Annotated in this window: 18 protein-coding genes; 14 read left to right on the plus strand and 4 right to left on the minus strand. The window is 68.0% G+C overall.

From position 1 onward, the window contains the following. Positions 1 to 159 precede the first annotated feature (159 nt). From ACFWU5_RS20645 to ACFWU5_RS20675, 7 genes are all read left to right on the plus strand, one after another. On the plus strand, positions 160 to 828 hold the full coding sequence (locus ACFWU5_RS20645; RefSeq protein WP_379268299.1) for a TVP38/TMEM64 family protein: 669 nt from the start codon (positions 160 to 162) through the stop codon (positions 826 to 828). 53 nt (positions 829 to 881) lie between these two features. After that, positions 882 to 1814 carry a hypothetical protein gene (locus tag ACFWU5_RS20650; protein WP_379268300.1) on the plus strand — a complete coding sequence of 311 codons (933 nt, stop codon included), beginning with the start codon at positions 882 to 884 and terminating at the stop codon, positions 1812 to 1814. Positions 1815 to 2078: 264 nt separating this feature from the next. Beyond that, the gene (locus ACFWU5_RS20655) at positions 2079 to 3497 is read left to right on the plus strand and encodes a condensation domain-containing protein (protein WP_379241818.1); all 1419 of its coding nucleotides are present in this window, start codon (positions 2079 to 2081) and stop codon (positions 3495 to 3497) included. Positions 3498 to 3499: 2 nt separating this feature from the next. Continuing rightward, entirely contained in the window at positions 3500 to 4756 is a 1257-nt protein-coding gene (locus tag ACFWU5_RS20660; RefSeq protein WP_379241817.1) for a glycosyltransferase, read from the plus strand. Next, positions 4753 to 5706: an ATP-binding cassette domain-containing protein gene (locus tag ACFWU5_RS20665; RefSeq protein WP_379241816.1), complete on the plus strand. Its 954-nt coding sequence runs from the start codon at positions 4753 to 4755 to the stop codon at positions 5704 to 5706. The genes ACFWU5_RS20660 and ACFWU5_RS20665 overlap by 4 nt, the downstream gene beginning before the upstream one ends. Then, complete coding sequence (locus tag ACFWU5_RS20670) at positions 5703 to 6524, plus strand: ABC transporter permease (RefSeq protein ID WP_379268301.1); 822 nt, start codon at positions 5703 to 5705, stop codon at positions 6522 to 6524. Before ACFWU5_RS20665 ends, ACFWU5_RS20670 begins: the two co-directional genes overlap by 4 nt. A gap of 27 nt (positions 6525 to 6551) precedes the next feature. Then, positions 6552 to 7937: a hypothetical protein gene (locus tag ACFWU5_RS20675; RefSeq protein WP_379241814.1), complete on the plus strand. Its 1386-nt coding sequence runs from the start codon at positions 6552 to 6554 to the stop codon at positions 7935 to 7937. Here the strand turns inward: ACFWU5_RS20675 and ACFWU5_RS20680 are convergent, their stop codons facing one another. Both ACFWU5_RS20680 and ACFWU5_RS20685 read right to left on the minus strand, forming a co-directional pair. After that, complete coding sequence (locus tag ACFWU5_RS20680; RefSeq protein ID WP_379268302.1) at positions 7938 to 8342, minus strand: DUF779 domain-containing protein; 405 nt, start codon at positions 8340 to 8342, stop codon at positions 7938 to 7940. Between the two features lie 112 nt (positions 8343 to 8454). Beyond that, positions 8455 to 8964, minus strand: coding sequence for a pyridoxamine 5'-phosphate oxidase family protein (locus tag ACFWU5_RS20685; RefSeq protein WP_379268303.1), 510 nt, complete (start codon positions 8962 to 8964; stop codon positions 8455 to 8457). Positions 8965 to 9363: 399 nt separating this feature from the next. Here ACFWU5_RS20685 and ACFWU5_RS20690 point away from each other — a divergent pair, with 399 nt between their 5' ends. Genes ACFWU5_RS20690 through ACFWU5_RS20715 form a run of 6 tightly spaced genes read left to right on the plus strand, consistent with a single transcriptional unit; the run spans position 9364 to position 15432 of the window. After that, positions 9364 to 10413, plus strand: coding sequence for a 3-oxoacyl-ACP synthase III family protein (locus ACFWU5_RS20690; protein ID WP_379268304.1), 1050 nt, complete (start codon positions 9364 to 9366; stop codon positions 10411 to 10413). Between the two features lie 8 nt (positions 10414 to 10421). After that, positions 10422 to 11315, plus strand: a complete 894-nt coding sequence (locus ACFWU5_RS20695) for a hypothetical protein (RefSeq protein WP_379268305.1) — start codon at positions 10422 to 10424, stop codon at positions 11313 to 11315. After that, positions 11312 to 12970, plus strand: a complete 1659-nt coding sequence (locus tag ACFWU5_RS20700) for a fatty acid CoA ligase family protein (RefSeq protein WP_379268306.1) — start codon at positions 11312 to 11314, stop codon at positions 12968 to 12970. Before ACFWU5_RS20695 ends, ACFWU5_RS20700 begins: the two co-directional genes overlap by 4 nt. Continuing rightward, a complete protein-coding gene (locus tag ACFWU5_RS20705) occupies positions 12967 to 14010 on the plus strand; it encodes an NAD-dependent epimerase/dehydratase family protein (protein WP_379268307.1) in 1044 nt (347 codons plus the stop codon). The genes ACFWU5_RS20700 and ACFWU5_RS20705 overlap by 4 nt, the downstream gene beginning before the upstream one ends. Before the next feature lie 6 nt (positions 14011 to 14016). Continuing rightward, entirely contained in the window at positions 14017 to 15222 is a 1206-nt protein-coding gene (locus ACFWU5_RS20710; RefSeq protein ID WP_379268308.1) for a peptide synthetase, read from the plus strand. 54 nt (positions 15223 to 15276) lie between these two features. After that, complete coding sequence (locus tag ACFWU5_RS20715) at positions 15277 to 15432, plus strand: hypothetical protein (RefSeq protein ID WP_379241997.1); 156 nt, start codon at positions 15277 to 15279, stop codon at positions 15430 to 15432. Here ACFWU5_RS20715 and ACFWU5_RS20720 read toward each other — a convergent pair. After that, a complete protein-coding gene (locus ACFWU5_RS20720; protein ID WP_379241806.1) occupies positions 15429 to 16118 on the minus strand; it encodes a hypothetical protein in 690 nt (229 codons plus the stop codon). The two genes, ACFWU5_RS20715 and ACFWU5_RS20720, sit on opposite strands and share 4 nt — an antisense overlap. A gap of 222 nt (positions 16119 to 16340) precedes the next feature. On the opposite strand from ACFWU5_RS20720, the gene ACFWU5_RS20725 reads away from it, so the two are divergent. Next, positions 16341 to 16682, plus strand: a complete 342-nt coding sequence (locus ACFWU5_RS20725; protein ID WP_379241805.1) for a hypothetical protein — start codon at positions 16341 to 16343, stop codon at positions 16680 to 16682. Here the strand turns inward: ACFWU5_RS20725 and ACFWU5_RS20730 are convergent, their stop codons facing one another. Further along, positions 16683 to 17063, minus strand: a complete 381-nt coding sequence (locus ACFWU5_RS20730; RefSeq protein WP_379241804.1) for a YybH family protein — start codon at positions 17061 to 17063, stop codon at positions 16683 to 16685. Between the last annotated feature and the right edge of the window lie 203 nt (positions 17064 to 17266).

The following is a 17266-nucleotide window of genomic DNA, read 5'->3' on the forward strand; positions in this document are numbered from 1 at the left end:
CTTCCATTCGACGACCGCACCCCGGTGTGCTGCCGATCCGTGAAATCCCGCAACGGGGCCCACCGCGAACCGGTAAGTGTCCGGTTCGCTTCTGATGCTATCTGTGACACCGCGTCCGCTCACTCGGGCCATCCCCTACCGCCCGGTATCCTTGCCCGAGTGTCCGCACTGATCCGTTCCCCGCGCCTGCTGATCGCCCTGGCCGGGCTCGCCGCGCTGTTCGTGGTGGCGATGCTGGTTCCGCTGCCGGGCCCCCAGCAGATCCGCGACTGGGCGGGCGGCGCCGGACCGCTGCTGCCACTGTTGTTCTTCGGTTTCTATGCGGTCGTCGCGGTGTTCCCCGTCCCGCGCACCGTGCTCACCGTGACCAGCGGCGTGCTGTTCGGCCCGATCCTGGGCTCGATCATCGCGCTGTTGGCTTCGGGAGTCGCCGCGACGGTGGCACTGCTCGGCGTGCGCGCGGTGGGCCGCGACCGGGTCGCGCAACACCTGACCCACCCCGCGGTCCGTGCGATCGACGAGCGCCTGGACCGACGCGGCTGGCTCGCAGTGGCCGCGCTGCGACTGATCCCGCTGGCCCCGTTCTCGATCGTCAACTACTGCTGCGGCCTGTCCTCGGTGCGCGTGATGCCGTATCTCGTGGCCACTGTGCTCGGTTCGGCGCCGGGCACGATCGCCACGGTTGTCCTGGCCGGCTCGCTGGCAGGCGACAGCCACCCGATCGCGATCACCGTGTCCGCGATCTGCCTGTCGATCGGGATGATCGGGCTGATCGTGGACTTGCGACTCCCCGTCGACGCACCCGAGCCGCAACCCGCCACTTCCTGAGAACCGGCGCGCCTGCGACCACCGGCCCGCACCCGACCGGATAATCCCTGGTCATGGCGATGGGACGAAGAACCGCACTGGCCCTGCTAGCCGGACTCCCACTGCTGGCGACGGGCACCGCACGCGCGCAGTCCGCACTGGGCCCCGGCGTCGGACCCGACCCCCACCGACCGCCGAGCCGGTACACGATGACCGCCTTCCGCGCCGACAGTGACACCACCCTGGCGGTCTACGAATCCACCGACGGCACCGCCTTCACCCCGGTCAGCGAGCACGCGTACACCCCGCCGACCGGCCTGGTCCGCGACCCCAGCGTGCTGCTGCACACCGACGGCCACTACTACCTCACCTACACGATCGCCGGCGACGCCACCGCGATCGGCCTTGCCCGCAGCCGCGACCGGATCACCTGGACGTTCCTCGGCAATGTCCCGATGCTGGTGCCGGGCAGGCTGGAAGGCGCGTGGGCACCGGAGTGGTATGCCGACGCCGACGGTCGGGTCGGCATCATCGTCTCGCTGACCTGGGGTCACGGTTTCACCCCGCACCTGCTGCTCCCCCTCGACGCGGCGCTGACCGCCTGGGCGCCCCCGGTTCCCCTGCTCGGCCTCGGACCCGCCGGTCCCGGTTCGCTCGGGCACATCGACACCACGCTGGTCCGCCTCGACGGCCGCCTGTTCGCCTTCGTCAAGAACGAGGACACCAAGTTGATCGAACTCGCCGTGGCCGACCGTCCGATCGGGCCGTACACGGTCGTGGCGCGCGGCGACTGGGCCGGATGGGGTGGTCCGCGCGAGGGCCAGTCGGTGGTCGGCCTTCCCGAGGGCGGGCACCGCATCTACTTCGACGCCTACACCGAGGGCCGCTACCTGTTCAGCGACAGTTTCGACGGGTTTCGAACGTGGTCGCCGCCCACCGATCTGCCGGGTCTGTCCGGCGTCGTACGGCACGGTACGGTCCTGACCGAGTTCGGTTCCCCGGTGTGAACGAAAGAGGTGAACAAAAACCCCCTTACTCCAGGGGCAGATGATCTAGGTTGTGATTCGTGACAATTTTGAAAGTGAGCTTCTTCACACCTCTCAATTGTGACTAAGCAATATTTCAGAAAACTCTCAGAGTTATACACTCGGGATAGCCCAGGGTTCGCCAGCTACATCCGGTGCGGGATCCAGAGCAACACCCGGTGACGCGCCCGCGTTCACCGAATCCCCTTCGCGCCGTTTTCGGCTTGCACTCCCTGAGGTACCACCATGGAATACACCCACCTTTCCGAGTTCCAGATCCGCCCCGGCGACCTGGCGATCTGGACCCCCGAACTGACCACTGCCGACGCCTGGCGCGACGACGAACGCCCGCTGGCCAGCGTCCACGAGCAGTACCTGGGCTTCCTCGACCCCGAGGACACCCGGCCCGGCCGGGGCCGCTGGATCGGCACCATCTTCGAGATGGACGCCCCGCTGGACCCGGCCGCGTGGGCCACGACGCTGCAGCGCTGGCACGACCGTCACGAGGGCTTCCGCACCACGGTGGCTCCCACCGGCGACGGCGGCTACCACCGCGTGACCACCGCCCCCGGCACCGTGCGCGTGGCCGGTGTTCCGGTCGCCGATCTGCGCGACGGTGACGAGATCAACGACTACCTGTGCACGCTGCTGGAACTGCGCCTGTCGGCGCTGGTGTGGCCGCACCTGCTGGTGGCCACGGTCGCGCACGACACCGACGACTTCACCGTGCTGGTCGGCGCCGACCACTCGGTGCTGGACGCCTACTCCCAGGCCGTGCTCATCCTGGAACTGCGCACCCTCTACACCGAGGTCACCGCGGGCGAACCGGTCCGCGAATCGGTCACTTTCGGCAGCCCTGCCGATCACGCGGTGCTCGAACGCGCCGCCGCCGAGGAGCTGTCCTTGGACTCCCCCGCCGTGGCGGTGTGGCGGGATTTTCTCGGGGCGCCGGGTTCGCCGATGCCCCGCTTCGCCGCGGATCAGGTTGCCGTCCTCGACGGTGAGCACGCCCAACCCAGTGTGTCGCGCACCCTGCTGAACCTCGAGCAGCTCGAGGAGGTCGAAGCCGCGCTGGACCGGGCCAAGCATCGGCTGTCGGTGACCGTGTTCGCGGCACTGGCCGTGGCGTCGCGAGAGACGTTCGGCGACAACAGGTTCCGCACGGTGATGCCGATCGCCACCCGCCCCGATCTGACCTGGCTCGAGTCGATGGGCTGGTTCGTCAATGTCGTCCCGGTCGACATCACGTTGCCCGCCGGTGCCGACATGCCCGCCGCGCTGGACGCCACCCGCGCCTCGCTCAAGCGCGCGCACCTGTGCAACGACGCGTCCTGGGGTCGCTGCCTGGCCATGGTCGGCGCGACCGAGGGCCCGACCTACGGCGCGTCCTTCCTCGACATTCGCATGCTGCCCAACTACGAACTGGTCGCGGACCTGCGCGGACGTACCTTGCGCGCGGTGTCGTACTCCACCGAAGAGGTGTACTTCTGGGTCGTGCGCGGCCCCGAGGGCCTGTACGTGTCCACCCGCTACCCCGCCGGTCTGCCCGCGCAGGTGATGGACCGCTTCCTCACCGAGTTCGCCCGCGCCATGTACGCGGTGACCATGGTGCCGACCGCGGCCGCACCCGCGGCCGACTCCGCGGCGGCCTTGAGCGCGGGCTGAGCATGCGTGCCCTGCTGGCCTTCACCGGGAGCCGAGGCGATGCCCAGCCCGGCATCCTGCTGGCCCGCGAGCTGCTGGCTCGCGGGCACCAGGTGACCCTGGCGTTGTCGCCGAACCTGGTCGAATTCGCTACCGCGCACGGCATTCCCGCGGTCGGTTTCGGTCGCGACAGTGCCGAGCTGTTGCGCACCCAGCACGACGATCACCGTTTCCGCAGTCCGAGTCCGCGACAGCGGGTGCGGGCGGTGCTGGATCTGCAGCGGCGCGGCGTGGTCGAGGCGGTGCGTGATCTGCTGGTGCTGGCACCTGGCCACGACGTGCTCGTGACCGGGATGGCGGGCGAGGAAGCGGCCGAGAAGGCCGCGCGGCACATCGGATTGCCGCTAGCCGCAGTGCATTTCTTTCCCATCCACCCGAACAGGTCGGTGCCGGTGGTGCCGGCCGCGTGGGGTTCTCGGGTTCCCGCGTCGCTGAATCAGCGGATCTGGTCGGGTCTGCGGTGGGCACGTGATGCCGCGCTGCGGCAGCCGCTGTCGGAGTTCGGGATCGTGGAACACGCACTGCCGAACCGTGTTTCGATCCAGGCCTACGATGTCGACCTGTTTCCCGGGTTGGCCGCCGAGCTGCCCGCGCGCTACCCGGTCACCGGGTTCATGGTCGATCCCGACGGATTCCTCAGTGCCCCACGCGATCCCGCGCTGATGGGGTGGCTCGATGCCGGTTCGGCACCGATCTACGTGGGCTTCGGCTCGATGGCCGTGGACGACCCGGCAGCACTGGTGACCATGTTGCGTTCGGTGTGCGCCCGGCGTGGTCGCCGACTGCTGCTGGCTGCGGGCTGGGCGGGAATCGAACCCGCCCTGACCTCCGACATGGCGATCGTGGGCCAGGTCGACCACGCCTCGGTGTTCCCGCGCTGCGTAGCCGCAGTGCATCACGGTGGTGCAGGCACGACCGCAGCCGCGCTGAGAGCCGGTGTCCCCCAGGTGATCTGCGCGATTCAAGCCGATCAGCCGTATTGGGGACGGGCGCTCGCGCGACTCGGCCTGGCAGGCACTGTGCGCGCCGCGGACCTGTCCGAGACCCAGTTGACCGCACTGTTGGATCACGTCGCCGACCCGAACGTGGTGGCCCGCGCGGCCGCGCAAGCGAGCCGATTCGCCGACACCGGAGTGGCGCGTGCCGCCGACGAAGTGGAATGCCTGCTGCCCGTGTCGATCCCGACACCACTGTCCGTCCATGCCGGGAGGCACCTATGAGCACCGAGATCGCCGTCCGCACCAGCGGCCTGGGCAAGTCCTACGGTGATTTCACCGCTGTGGGCAGTGTCGATCTGAGCATCGCGGCCGGTTCGGTGTTCGCGATGCTGGGCCCCAACGGCGCGGGCAAGACCACCACCGTGCGCATGTTGGCCACCCTGCTGCGACCCGATCGCGGAAATGCCGAGGTGTTCGGTTTCGACGTGGTGCGCGAGGCGACCGCGGTACGTTCGATGATCGGGCTGACCGGCCAGTACGCGTCGGTCGACGAAACCCTCACCGCGAGTGAGAATTTGCGCCTGTTCGGCCGACTGCTCGGCCTGTCACGCCACGATGCCCGCGTGCGAGCCGACGAACTTCTCGAGGAATTCGAACTGACGGCGGTGGCGCGCCGCAGCGTCAGCGCGTTCTCCGGCGGCATGCGGCGACGCCTGGACTTGGCCGCGACCCTGATCACGGTGCCCCCGCTGATCTTCCTCGACGAGCCCACCACCGGCCTGGACCCGCACACCCGCGATCGCATGTGGGGCATCGTGCGCGGCCTGGTCGAACGCGGCGCCACCGTGCTGCTCACCACCCAGTACCTAGAGGAAGCCGACGCGCTGGCCGACCGGATCGCGGTCATCGACCGTGGCACGCTGGTCGCGCACGGCACCCCCGCCGAACTCAAAGCCTCCATCGGCGAACAGGTGCTGCGCCTGGACATCCCCGACACCGCCGACCTGCGCCGGGCCGAGGCCCTGATCCAGGAGATCACCGGCGAGGTGCCCGAGGGTTCGTCGGCGGGGACGCTGACCGTGCCGTTGCGTGACGTGCAGCGCGGTGCCGACATCGTCGCCGCCTGCCGCGACGCCGACATCACCCTGCGCGGTTTCGCCGTGGACCGACCCGATCTCAACGAGGTGTTCCTGTCGCTGACCGGACGCGCCCGCACCGAGGACGCCGCATGACTATGACGATCACCACCGACAAACCCGCCCAGGTCGTGCGCAAGCCGCGCGTGACCCGCGTGAGTCCCCTTGCCGCCCTGCAGCATTCGCTGATGATGGCGTGGCGTGGCCTGCTCACCTTCCGGCACAGCCCGCAACTGCTCTACGACGCCATCCTGCTGCCGATCGTGGGCCCCGTGCTGTTCGGCAGCATCTTCGGCACCGCCATCGCGGGCAGCATGCAGGCGTATCTGCCGATCATGATCCCCGGCGTGCTGGTGCAGATCGTGCTCACCTCGTCGGTGGCCACCGGTGTGCAGCTGTCGGAGGACATCCACTCCGGTGTCTTCGACCGTTTCGTCGCCATGCCGATCGCCCGATCCGCACCGGTTGCCGGGGCGTTGCTCGCGGGCGCTGTTCGCTATCTCATCGCCGCGACCACCGTGGTGATCGTGGGCTTCTGCATGGGCTACCGACCCGAGCACGCCGCGGGCTTCATCGCCGGTGCGGTGCTGGTGGTGTTCGCGACCACCGCGATCAGTTGGCTGTTCGCGTTCATCGGCGCCACCATCGCCCGCCCCGCCGCCGTGCAGGGCATGTCGATGCTGGTGCTGACGTTCCTGGGGTTCGCGTCCAACGCGCTGGTGCCCGAGGAGTCCATGCCGACCTGGATGCGGCACGTGTCCGACCTGAATCCGGTGTCCTACCTGGTCTCCGCGGTGCGCACCCTAGCCGCGGACGGCACCGTGGGCGCCGACGCCCTGTGGTCGCTGGTCGCCTCGGTGGTCGTGGTCGCGGTGTTCGCGCCGCTGACCGTGCGCACCCTCCGTTCCCGCTGACGCGCAGTTCCCGATCAGGAGTTCCCGATGACCGTCACCTCCCCCGCCGTCACGGTGGCCACCGCGCCCACCGGCCTCAACCGGATCACCGCCGACGACGACCTGTTCTTCAAACTGCACAGCCTCTACCCCAACGCCCTGGTCAACCAGCTGGCCTACCGGTTCGACACCGCACTGGGCCGAGACCTACTGGCCGACTGGCACGCCCACCTGGCAACCGGCTTCATCGCCCGCCGAGTCCGCACGACGCGGTTCCCGATCGCCCGCGCGCACTGGGAGCCCGCCACCGAGTCGCTGCCGCTGCGCTGGTCCGACACCCCGGTCCCCGAGGACAAGGTGCTGGACTGGTTCCTCGAACAGGCCGCGGTCGAGTTCGATCCCGAACGCGGACTGGTCTGGCAGCTGGCCGGTGCGCCGACCGAATCCGGTGGCACCGTGGTCACGTTGGTCGCCTCGCATGTGGCCTGTGACGGCGGCGGCATGATGCACGCGATCGTCGATTCGCTGGACCGCCTCAACCGGGGTGAGGCACCGGATCGGTTCGCCAGCGCGGGCAAGCTCGTCGGGCCCGTGGCAGGTGCCGGTCGTTTCGCCGCCGATCTCGCCGACGCGCGTGGACAGTTGGGTGCGGTCGTGCGCGGGGTACGTGCGGCTCGCCGGGCTCGCGGTGTCAGCGAACCGGCCCGCAATCCCCGCCCGACCGAGCCGGTGCTACCCCATGCCGACACCTGGCAGCCCGCCGAAACCATCGTCCAGCTCGATCTGGCCGAATGGGACGCCGTCGCCGCGCAGCACGGCGGGACCACCAACGGCCTGCTGATCGGTGTCGCGGTCGGCCTGCTCGGTCGTAGCGGCCGCATCGCCGACGGTGCGCAGGTCCGCGTGGACATTCCGCATTCGATGCGCGAAGCGGACGACCCGCGCGCCAACGCCACCACCGGCCTGCCGATCAGCGTGGCCTACCGCACCGGCGAACGCACCGATCTGCCCGCCGTGCGCACCGCGCTCAAAGCAGCCGGCCTGGCCTACCGCAACCCCGAGACCATCCCCCCGATCCAGCACCTGCAACCAGTGCAGATGCTGTTGCCGAAGGTGGTCCTGCACCGGTTCGCCCGCACCGCCAAAGCCCCGGAGTGCTTGTGCACCAACATGGGTCGCACCGCGCAGAACATCGCCGTGCTGGGCGGGCACCGGGCCCGCGACGTGATCATGCGCCCGGTGGTCAACCCCGGCCCGGTGGCGCTGTTCCGTCAGGTGGAGGTCGGTGTCAACCTCGCCTTCTCCTGCGATGACGACACCGTCACCCTGGTCGTGACCGGCGGCGACCCCGACCGTTTCCCCACCCGCGCGGCCCTGCGCGACCTGCTGGCCGCGGAGTTCGCCGACTGGGGCCTGACCCCGCGGTTCTGGTGATTACGAGGCTTCCTCGACCAATTCCGCTGCGGTATCGGCGTTTTCGATTCGGAGGGTGAACCGGAACCCGCACATCGCCTCGAGCGAAGCGGATTCGCGCGCCTGCTGCGCACGGTTGCGCACCTCGATCTTCACGTCCAGATCGTCGAGGCCGATATGGAACGGGTCCGCCATCCACAACTGCGTGTGCCACGCCGTCTGCCCGGCGAGCACATCGCCGTCGCCGGGCCGAAAGTCACTGCGCCGCACACACATCGGCGTGAACCCGTCGCTGCCCGCGGGCAGATACAGCACCACCGGACCGTGCATTTCCAACAGCAACCGCAACACCCGCAGCGCGTCGTCGCTGGCCTGCACCGCACGGTGGCGGTGATCGACCTTGCGGCCGTGGGGATGTCGAACCATGGTGCACTCCTCGCGGATTATCGACGGTAATCGTGCTCGCGAGCCCACTATGGTGGCGAAAGGTTGGTCCAGGGTTGGTGCGCGGCCACTCTTGCGAAGATCACTGCCGCGTTCAGGACAATTGCCAGCGGGTGGCGCCGTTGGGTTCGGCGGTGCCGACACCGACCACACTGTGCGGGGTGGCGAAGTAGAGCTGCCAGGGCGCCGGTCCCGCGCTGGGGGCGCTGTAGGGGGCAGTGAAGGCCGCGCCGTCCACTTCGACCGCCCAGCCTGCCTCGCGATAACGGGCCGCGATGCGTTCGAGGGTGTCCGGTTCGGTGATGACGGCGGCGGTGGCGTCCACGATCAGATCGATGCCTTCGAGCGAAACCGCCACGGTGCAGGCCGAGTTTCTGGCGAGATTGCGCGACTTGCGGGTGGCGGGTCCGCTGGTGAAATAGAAACCCCCGTCGAGCCACAGTGCCCCCACCGCGGCGGTATGCGGGCGGCCGTCGGGTCGCACAGTACTGAGAAATGCCGGGCTGCCCGGGCCGCCGATGTAATTGTCCAACGCCTGTTCGACCCGCGACCACGGCAGCGGTTCGCCGCCGTAGATGTCCAAATTGGTTGCTTCGATTTCCATAGTTCTCCCTATTCTGTTGCTCTCCGGCGACAAATTCACGGCGGTGCGTTCAGCTACGAAAACAAGTCGGCCGCGCGGTGAAGATATTCGGCTGGGCGCGCGATCGTGAAGTCGCTCACTGTGTGAGCATCATTCTGCAGTACGGCACCCTGACCACGACACCGCCCGACCCGGTAGCCAGTACATTGCCGTGAACTTCATCATGTACGTGTACTGGTGATCTATTCGATAAAGAAGGGTTGCCGAGCCTGTGGCAACACCGTGCGACACACAGACAATCGCAGCACACAGTGTGGTGGCTCACAACAGCGCACGGTCCGTCCGTGGCCGGTAGGGTTCGATTTCGCCGACGATCCGCTGTCGTGGGCCCTCCATTGTCGACCGCATCCGGGAGCTCACGTGTCGCATTCGCGTTTCGAATCCATCGGGGCCTATCTACCGTCGGATGTGTTGTCCACCGCCGAATTGATCTCCCGGCTGCACACCCCGCCGTCGTTCGATCTGGAACGCATCACCGGCGTGCAAGAACGTCGCGTGCGCGACACCCGGCCGGAATCGCTCGAGGATTCGTTCACCCTGGCGATGAATGCCGCACAGGACTGCCTGTCCCGGTCGCGGTACGCGCCGGACGAACTCGACGTGATCATCTCCTGTTCGATCACCCGCAGCAACAACGGCACCCAGATGTACATGGAGCCCTCGTTCGCGTCCACGATCGCCAAGACGCTGGGCGCCGACCGCGCCATCACCTTCGACGTGTCCAATGCCTGCGCCGGAATGCTCACCGGCACTTACATTCTCGACCGGATGATCCGCTCGGGCGTGGTGCGCAACGGCATGGTGGTCAGCGGCGAGGCGATCACCCCCATCGCCGAGACCGCGGTGCACGAGATCTCCGAGAAGTACGATCTGCAGTTCGCGTCGCTGTCGGTGGGCGACTCCGGGTGCGCGGTCGTGCTCGACCAGGCGGTCGACGACGCCGACAAGATCCATTACATCGAATTGTTCACCGCCGCGGAACATTCGCACCTGTGCCTCGGTATGCCCAGCGACAAGTCATCGGGCGTGGCCCTGTACACCGACAACCGCAAAATGCACAACGAGGCCCGGTTCCTGCTGTGGCCCGACGCCCAGGGCACGTTCCTCGAGCAGCGCGGCGGCGATTTCGCCGGCGAGCAGTTCGACTACATCATTCACCACCAATTCGGTGCTGCCGCTGTGCCTTACATCAACGCGGTGGCCGCGCGGGAGTTCGGTGCGCCGATCCCGCCGGATCTGAATGTGATCGAGAAGTACGGAAACACTTCGACCACTTCGCATTTCATCGTGCTGCACGATCAGCTGTCCGACGACAAGATCGCGGCGGGTTCGAAATTGCTCATGGTCCCGGCCGCGTCCGGTGTCGTCGCGGGTTTCCTGTCCACCACCATCTCCTCCCTGAAGGTCTGAGGTTCGTCATGGGAATCCGCATCCGGGCAACCGGCACCAGCAGGTCGGCCGACACCCACAGCGTCGTCGAACACAGCGGGCGCGCCGCGCGACAGTGCCTCGAACAGGCCGGTATCCGTGCCGACCAGGTCGGCGTGCTGATCAACACCGGCATCTTCCGCGACTCCAACACCGTCGAACCGGCGGTGTCCGCGCTGATCCAGAAGTCGGCGGGCATCGGCCTGGATTACACCCGCGACGATGCGCGCACGTTCTCGTTCGACCTGATGAACGGTGCGGTCGGCGTTGTCAATGCCGTGCAGGTGGCGGGGTCGATCCTGTCCACCGGCAGCACCGAGCACGTCCTGATCGTCGCGGGCGACACGCACCCGTCGATGACAAAGTCCAGCGCGGACGCCGAATTCCCCTATGCCACTTCCGGTGCCGCACTGTTGTTGGAAAAGGTAGACGGCCCCGAAGGCTTCGGCCCCGTGCACACCGCCACCTCCCCCGGCACCCCCGCGGGCGTGGCCTACGTCGACACCGCGACCATGGGCACCGTGGGCCGTTCGCTGATGACGGTCGAACGCGAACCCGACTTCGAGGACCGAATCCTGCTTGCCGCAACCGAAGTCGCGCAAGCCGCACTGGCCGACTTCGACGGTGCGTTCGTCGCGTTGATCGCCTCCACGCCGAGCCCGCAGTTCCCCAAGCGCCTGGCCGACGCTCTGGGCATCGACCAGGACGCGGTGCGGGTACCCGACCTGTCCGAGGGCGACCCACACACCGCAGCCCTGCCGCTGGCCTACGCACGTGCGATCGCCGAGGGCACCCTCGTCGGCTACACCCACGTGCTGTTCGTGGCGGCCGGCGCGGGCCCGTCCGCCGCCGCGACGCTATACCAGCTGGGCACCCCCGCGTGACGACCGCGACCTACTGGCAGACCATCGACCGATTCCGCGCCGTCGCCCGCGAGCAACCCGATCGCGAGGCCGTCACCTACCCCGACGGCACGACCGCGCACGGTCCGCCCGACTACCGCACCCTGTCCTACGGTGAGCTCGATCGCTGGTCCGATGCGATCGCCGAACACCTCACCGCCACCGGTGTGCGCAGCGGCACCCGCACCATCGTGCTCGTGCTGCCCAGCCCGGAACTGTACGCAATCCTGTTCGCGCTGTTGAAGATCGGCGCGGTGCCGGTGGTGATCGATCCGGGCATGGGTGTGCGTCGGATGGCGCATTGCTTGCGCGCGGTCGAAGCCGAGGCGTTCATCGGCATCCCGCAGGCGCACGCCCTGCGCGTGCTGTTCCCGCGCAGTTTCCGGGGCGTGCGCACCGCGCTCACGGTGGGACGCCGCTGGTTCTGGGGCGGGCCGACCCTGTCGTCGTGGAGCCGCACACCGACCGGGATCCTGCCCGAACGGGTGGCCGCCGACCCGGACGAGCTGCTGATCATCGGCTTCACCACCGGCAGCACCGGCCCCGCCAAGGCCGTGGAACTGACCCACGGCAACCTCGCCGCGATGGTGGAGCAGGTGCACGCCGCCCGCGGCCACACACCGCCCGACACCTCGCTGGTGACCTTGCCACTGGTGGGCGTGCTGGACCTGCTGCTCGGGTCGCGGTGTGTGCTGCCGCCGCTGATCCCGAGCAAGGTCGGCTCGACCGACCCGGCCCACGTGATCGACGCGATCACGCGTTTCGGGGTGCGCACCATGTTCGCCTCGCCCGCGCTGCTGATCCCGCTGCTGGAACGGTTGCGCACCCACCCCGACCAGCTGAAGTCCCTGGTCAGCATCTTTTCCGGCGGAGCGCCCGTGCCGCACTGGTGCATCGCCGGACTGCGCGAAGTGCTGCATCCCGACGTGCGGATCTACGCCGGCTACGGGTCGACCGAAGCGCTACCCCTGTCGACCATCGAATCGCGGGAACTGCTCGCCGGTCTGGTCGAGCGGGCCACGCGCGGCGAGGGCACGTGCATCGGCCGACCCACCGATCGCGTCCAGGTTCGACTGCTGGGCATCACCGACGAACCGGTCGCCAGCTGGGCGGATGCCAGCGAACCTGCCGCGGGCGAGGTCGGCGAGATCGTGGTCGCAGGCCCGAATGTGAGTACGCGGTACTACTGGCCCGAGCACGCCAATGCCGCGGGCAAGATCGCCGACGGCGAGCAGGTCTGGCACCGCACCGGTGACCTGGGCTGGCTCGACGAGCAGGGCCGAATCTGGTTCTGCGGGCGCAAGACTCAGCGGATCACCACCGCTGCGGGTCCTCTGTTCACCGTGCAGGTCGAGCAGGTTTTCAATGCGGTGGCGGGCGTCTCGCGCACCGCGCTGGTGGGCGTCGGTGCTCCCGGCAACCAGCAGCCGGTGCTGTGCGTGGAGCTCGAGCCGGGCGCGGACGAGATGGCGGCACTGACCCGATTACGTACCAGGGCAACAGAATTCGATACCTTGGTGCCGATCAGCGACTTCCTGGTCCACCCCGGCTTCCCCGTCGATATCCGGCACAACGCCAAGATCGGCCGCGAACAACTCGCCCGCTGGGCCACCCGACGACAGGATTCCCGCCGATGAAGATCCTGGTCACCGGTGCCTCCGGGTTCCTCGGCGGTGCCATCGTGCGCGCACTGGTCGCCGACGGTTCGCACGAGATCTCAATCCTGGTGCGCCGCACCAGCACTCTCGACGATCTCGGCCCCGCACGGGATCAGGTCACGCTGGTATACGGCGATCTCACCGACGCGGACTCCCTGCGTAAGGCCGCGACCGGCATCGACGTCGTGATCCACAGCGCGGCACGCGTCGACGAGCGTGGCACCAGGGACCGGTTCTGGACCGAAAACGTCAGCGCCACCGAACAACTCCTCGAGGCGGCGCGCAGCGAGGGCGCCGGCCGGTTCGTCTTCATCTCCAGCCCGAGCGCCCTGATGGAACGCGACGGCGGCGACCAGATCGACGTCGACGAGTCGCTGCCCTACCCCCGCCGCCACCTCAACCACTATTCCGAAACCAAGGCCGCCGCCGAACGAGCCGTACTCGCCGCCGACACCACCGAATTCACCACAGTCGCCCTGCGCCCGCGGGCGATCTGGGGTGCAGGTGACCGCTCCGGCCCGATCGTCCGCCTGCTCGACCGCACCGCCACCGGCTCGCTGCCCGACCTGTCCTACGGCCGCACCATCGAGGCCTCACTGTGCCACGTGGACAACATCGTTCACGCCTGCCAGCTCGCGCTGACCTCGAATGCGGTGGGCGGCAATGCCTATTTCATCGCCGATGCCGAAAAGACTGATGTATGGGGCTTTCTCGGTGAGGTCGCCACCCGACTGGGGTTCCAGCCGCCCACACGCCGACCGAACCCCCGAGTGCTCACCGCCGTGGTCGCCACCCTCGAAACCCTCTGGCGCATACCGGCTATCGCGAACCGATGGTCACCACCACTGTCACGCTATGCCGTCGCCCTGATGACCCGCACCGCCACCTACAACACCAGCGCAGCCCACCGCGATCTCGGCTACACCCCGGTCACCGACCGCGCCACCGGCCTGACCGGTTTCCTGACCTGGCTCGACGAGCAGGGCGGCATCGAAGTGCTCGCCCAAGACTTGCGATAGGCAAACATGAACAGCAGCAACGCTTTCCGACGCCCGATCACCACCACCGAACGCATGTACTTCCCCATGCGCGACCTCGCCCCACCCTTCCTCATGCACCTGGTCATTCCCGGTGACGGCAACATCGACCCGGAAGCATTGCGCACAGCGGTAACCGAAGCCGCCCGCGTCACCCCCGGCGCGCGACTACGCCGCCACGGCAACGAATGGATCGACAGCGGCATCACCCCCGCAGTCCGAGTCGTCCACGACCACGCACTGACCACCCGCGCCCTCGAAACCGACCCCGTCCTCACCAGCGCGATCGGCCCCACCCCCGACACCACCGTCGAAGTCCTACTCCTGACCGGCGCGACGACCACCCTGATCTTCCGTGTCTTCCACGGCGTCATGGACGGCGGCGGCATGCTCGCCTGGGCGACCAACGTGCTGCGTGCGCTACGCGGCGAAGACCCGATCCCCCAACCGGACGCGGTCGCCGACCAGGAACTGGTTTCCCGAGTGGGCGCCCCCGGCCGTCCCACCCCCATGATCCCGCGCTACCGCACCGCCGTCGGCCGCGGCCGCCAACACCGCCACCTCGCCCCGCACCTACTGCGTCACCGCACCATCGAAGCAGCGGGCCCCGGCGCCCTGGCCCGAGTCTGCGCGCTGCTCGCCGCCGAAACCCCCGGCACCTCGCGCATCATGATGCCCGTGGACCTGCGCCGCCACGACCCGCAACTGCGCTCCACCGCCAACCTCGCCCTGCCGCTGTTCCTCGACATCGAACCCGGCCAGGACTGGTCCGCCATCAAAGCCCACATGAAGGCAGGCCTGGCCGACCGACGCGAACTGAATCAACTGGCCAACACCCGAGTAGCCCTCATCCCCAACCCGATCACCCGCGGCGTCCTACGCACCACCAACTGGCTCGGCGCCCGCCTGGGCCGAAACCTGGCGTCCGCCACCGTGTCCCACATGGGCCGCTTCACCACCGACGAACTCGCAGTCCCCGGCTTCCACCCGACCGGGCTGTACGTCCTCCCCCAACACAGCGTCGCCATGCCCCTACTGTTCGGCCTCACCGAATTCGACGGCCGCACCGAACTGACAGTCTCCGCCCGCAACGGCACCGGCATCGAAACCCGCCTCGAAGCGCTCCTGGACCGCATCGCCGCCATGCTCGCAGCGGAACTACCCTCGGTAAATCCAGCTGACCAGCACCGATAACCACGGTTCACCGCGGGAAATCGACCAGCTGACCACCGCGACTATCGTGGAGTCGTGGGCATCATGGGCGAGCTGTTTCCGGGCAAGAAGCTGCAGAACGAGGGCACCGGCGATTCCGACGGCCAAAACCACGAGCCGCGGATCGATATCGACCTGGATGCGGGCGTGATCCGGGTGTCGGGTGCGATCGAACCGACCGAAAGCGACTAACGCCGACCGGGCAACTGCATGTCGAAGATGCTGCGCTCGACGATCGGGTCCGGCACGCGCAGCAGGTCCGCGGCGCTGACCTCACACCAGTCGTATCTGTCGTTCTCACACTGCAATTCGACCAGCGACACCGCGGACACCGTGTCATCGATGCTGAAATCGGTGAATCCGTCCTGCTCCAACGCCGCGGTGATCTCCCGCACCGGCATCGGCCTCGTCGCGTGTGCCAGCGCCAGGTAGGGCCGCAATGGTTCGCCGAATTCGGGGATTCGTTCGCGAATCCACACGTCGGTCAGTGCGCTGGTGAGATCCTCGCGTACTCGCAGCAACTCCTCCGGTAGCGCGATCGGCAGTCGTACCGAGTCCGCGGCAACCACCGGCGGTCCGAAGGTGATCTGGAACGGTGCGTGCCCGGCGAGCAACTTCCGCGCCCCGGCGACCAGGGCCGCCAGGTGCAGGCCCTTCACCCCGTCGACAAAACCGATGCCCTGCACCCCGATTCGCAATCGCGCCGCGTCGACCTGCTCGAATCCGGGCAGGGTCGACAATGTCGGGGCGAAGATCTCGACCAGTTTGTCGGCGACCGGCTGCGTCGGCACGACCTGCCAGTCATAGAACGAGCGACCCGGTGTCCACCCCGGCCGCCACCACCAGCGGCTGGCAACGGTCATTTCGCTCGCGATCATGCTGCGCCACCTCCCAGTCTCGACCGACCTGTCGGGTGAGCACCCGGCCAGCCGGTCGTCAGCCCGACACGATCGGCATCGAAGCGTGCGATGCCAGTTACCTATCAGCGACGGTATTCCCGCTGTGACCGGCGGGCAACCTGACGAGACCGTTCCGTTGTCGCTTCGATCCCGAGTCCACGCATTGGGTCATCGCCCGCCCGCGCGCACTACACTGATCGCATGCCTGTTCGACGGCTGATCACGCTTTCCGCGTTCGCCCTCCTGCTTCCCTTCGCCGCTTCCGCCTGCACCATGAACGGACCCGGCACCACCTCCGAATGCACCCTCAGCGGCTGCACTGTCACTTTCGAACGCGGGGTGAGCGCCAAAGCCTCGGTCCTGGGGATCGACGCGGAACTGGTCTCGGTCAACGGTGACCTGGTCACCTTGAGCATCGGCGGCCAGCAGGTCACGGTTCCCGTCGGCCAGTCTCAGGCCAGCAACGGTATGGACGTGCGGGTCAACGAAGTCACCGACGAGAAGGTGGTCGTCGTGATCGCCAGTGGCCTGAACCCGAGCTGATCACCCGGCTTCGCTGCCGACCCACGGCGCGTTCGGCTGGTCCAGAATCCACCGCCAACTCCCATCGGGCTGCCTGCGCGCCACCTCGACGGTCCCACCGGTGCCGCCGGGTAACCGCGACGACGTCAACGCCAGATCCCCCGCTCGCAGAACCGGCGCCTGCGGTCCCGGCTGAAACACCGGCCGATCAGCCACCAGCCGTGCGTACGCCGCCCGTATCTCCCCCACGCCAGTTGCCACCACCCCATCCGGCAGCGCCAACACCGCATCGCTTTCGTACAACTCCACCAGCCCCTCCACATCCCCGGCATTCAACCGCTGCACCACCAGCCGGCTCAGATCCTCCGGGCACTGCGCACGCTCACGCCCACTCTCGGTCATCGCCACCCTCCTCGACTCGCGTTATGCGACAACGGTAAACCGGGGGTACGACACAAACCCGCCCCTGAACCCGAGGAAGCCCCCAGCAACGACGAAACCCCCGAAAGCAGGGGCGGGTTCACGCGGTCGTCGCAACACTCTCGATTGAGAGGTTGCGACGACCGTGTCGTTTTCAGAGGATCTGGACCAGTTCGGTGAGCAAC

Origin of the sequence: Nocardia sp. NPDC058640 (assembly GCF_042716995.1) — a bacterium.
Taxonomy (GTDB): domain Bacteria; phylum Actinomycetota; class Actinomycetes; order Mycobacteriales; family Mycobacteriaceae; genus Nocardia.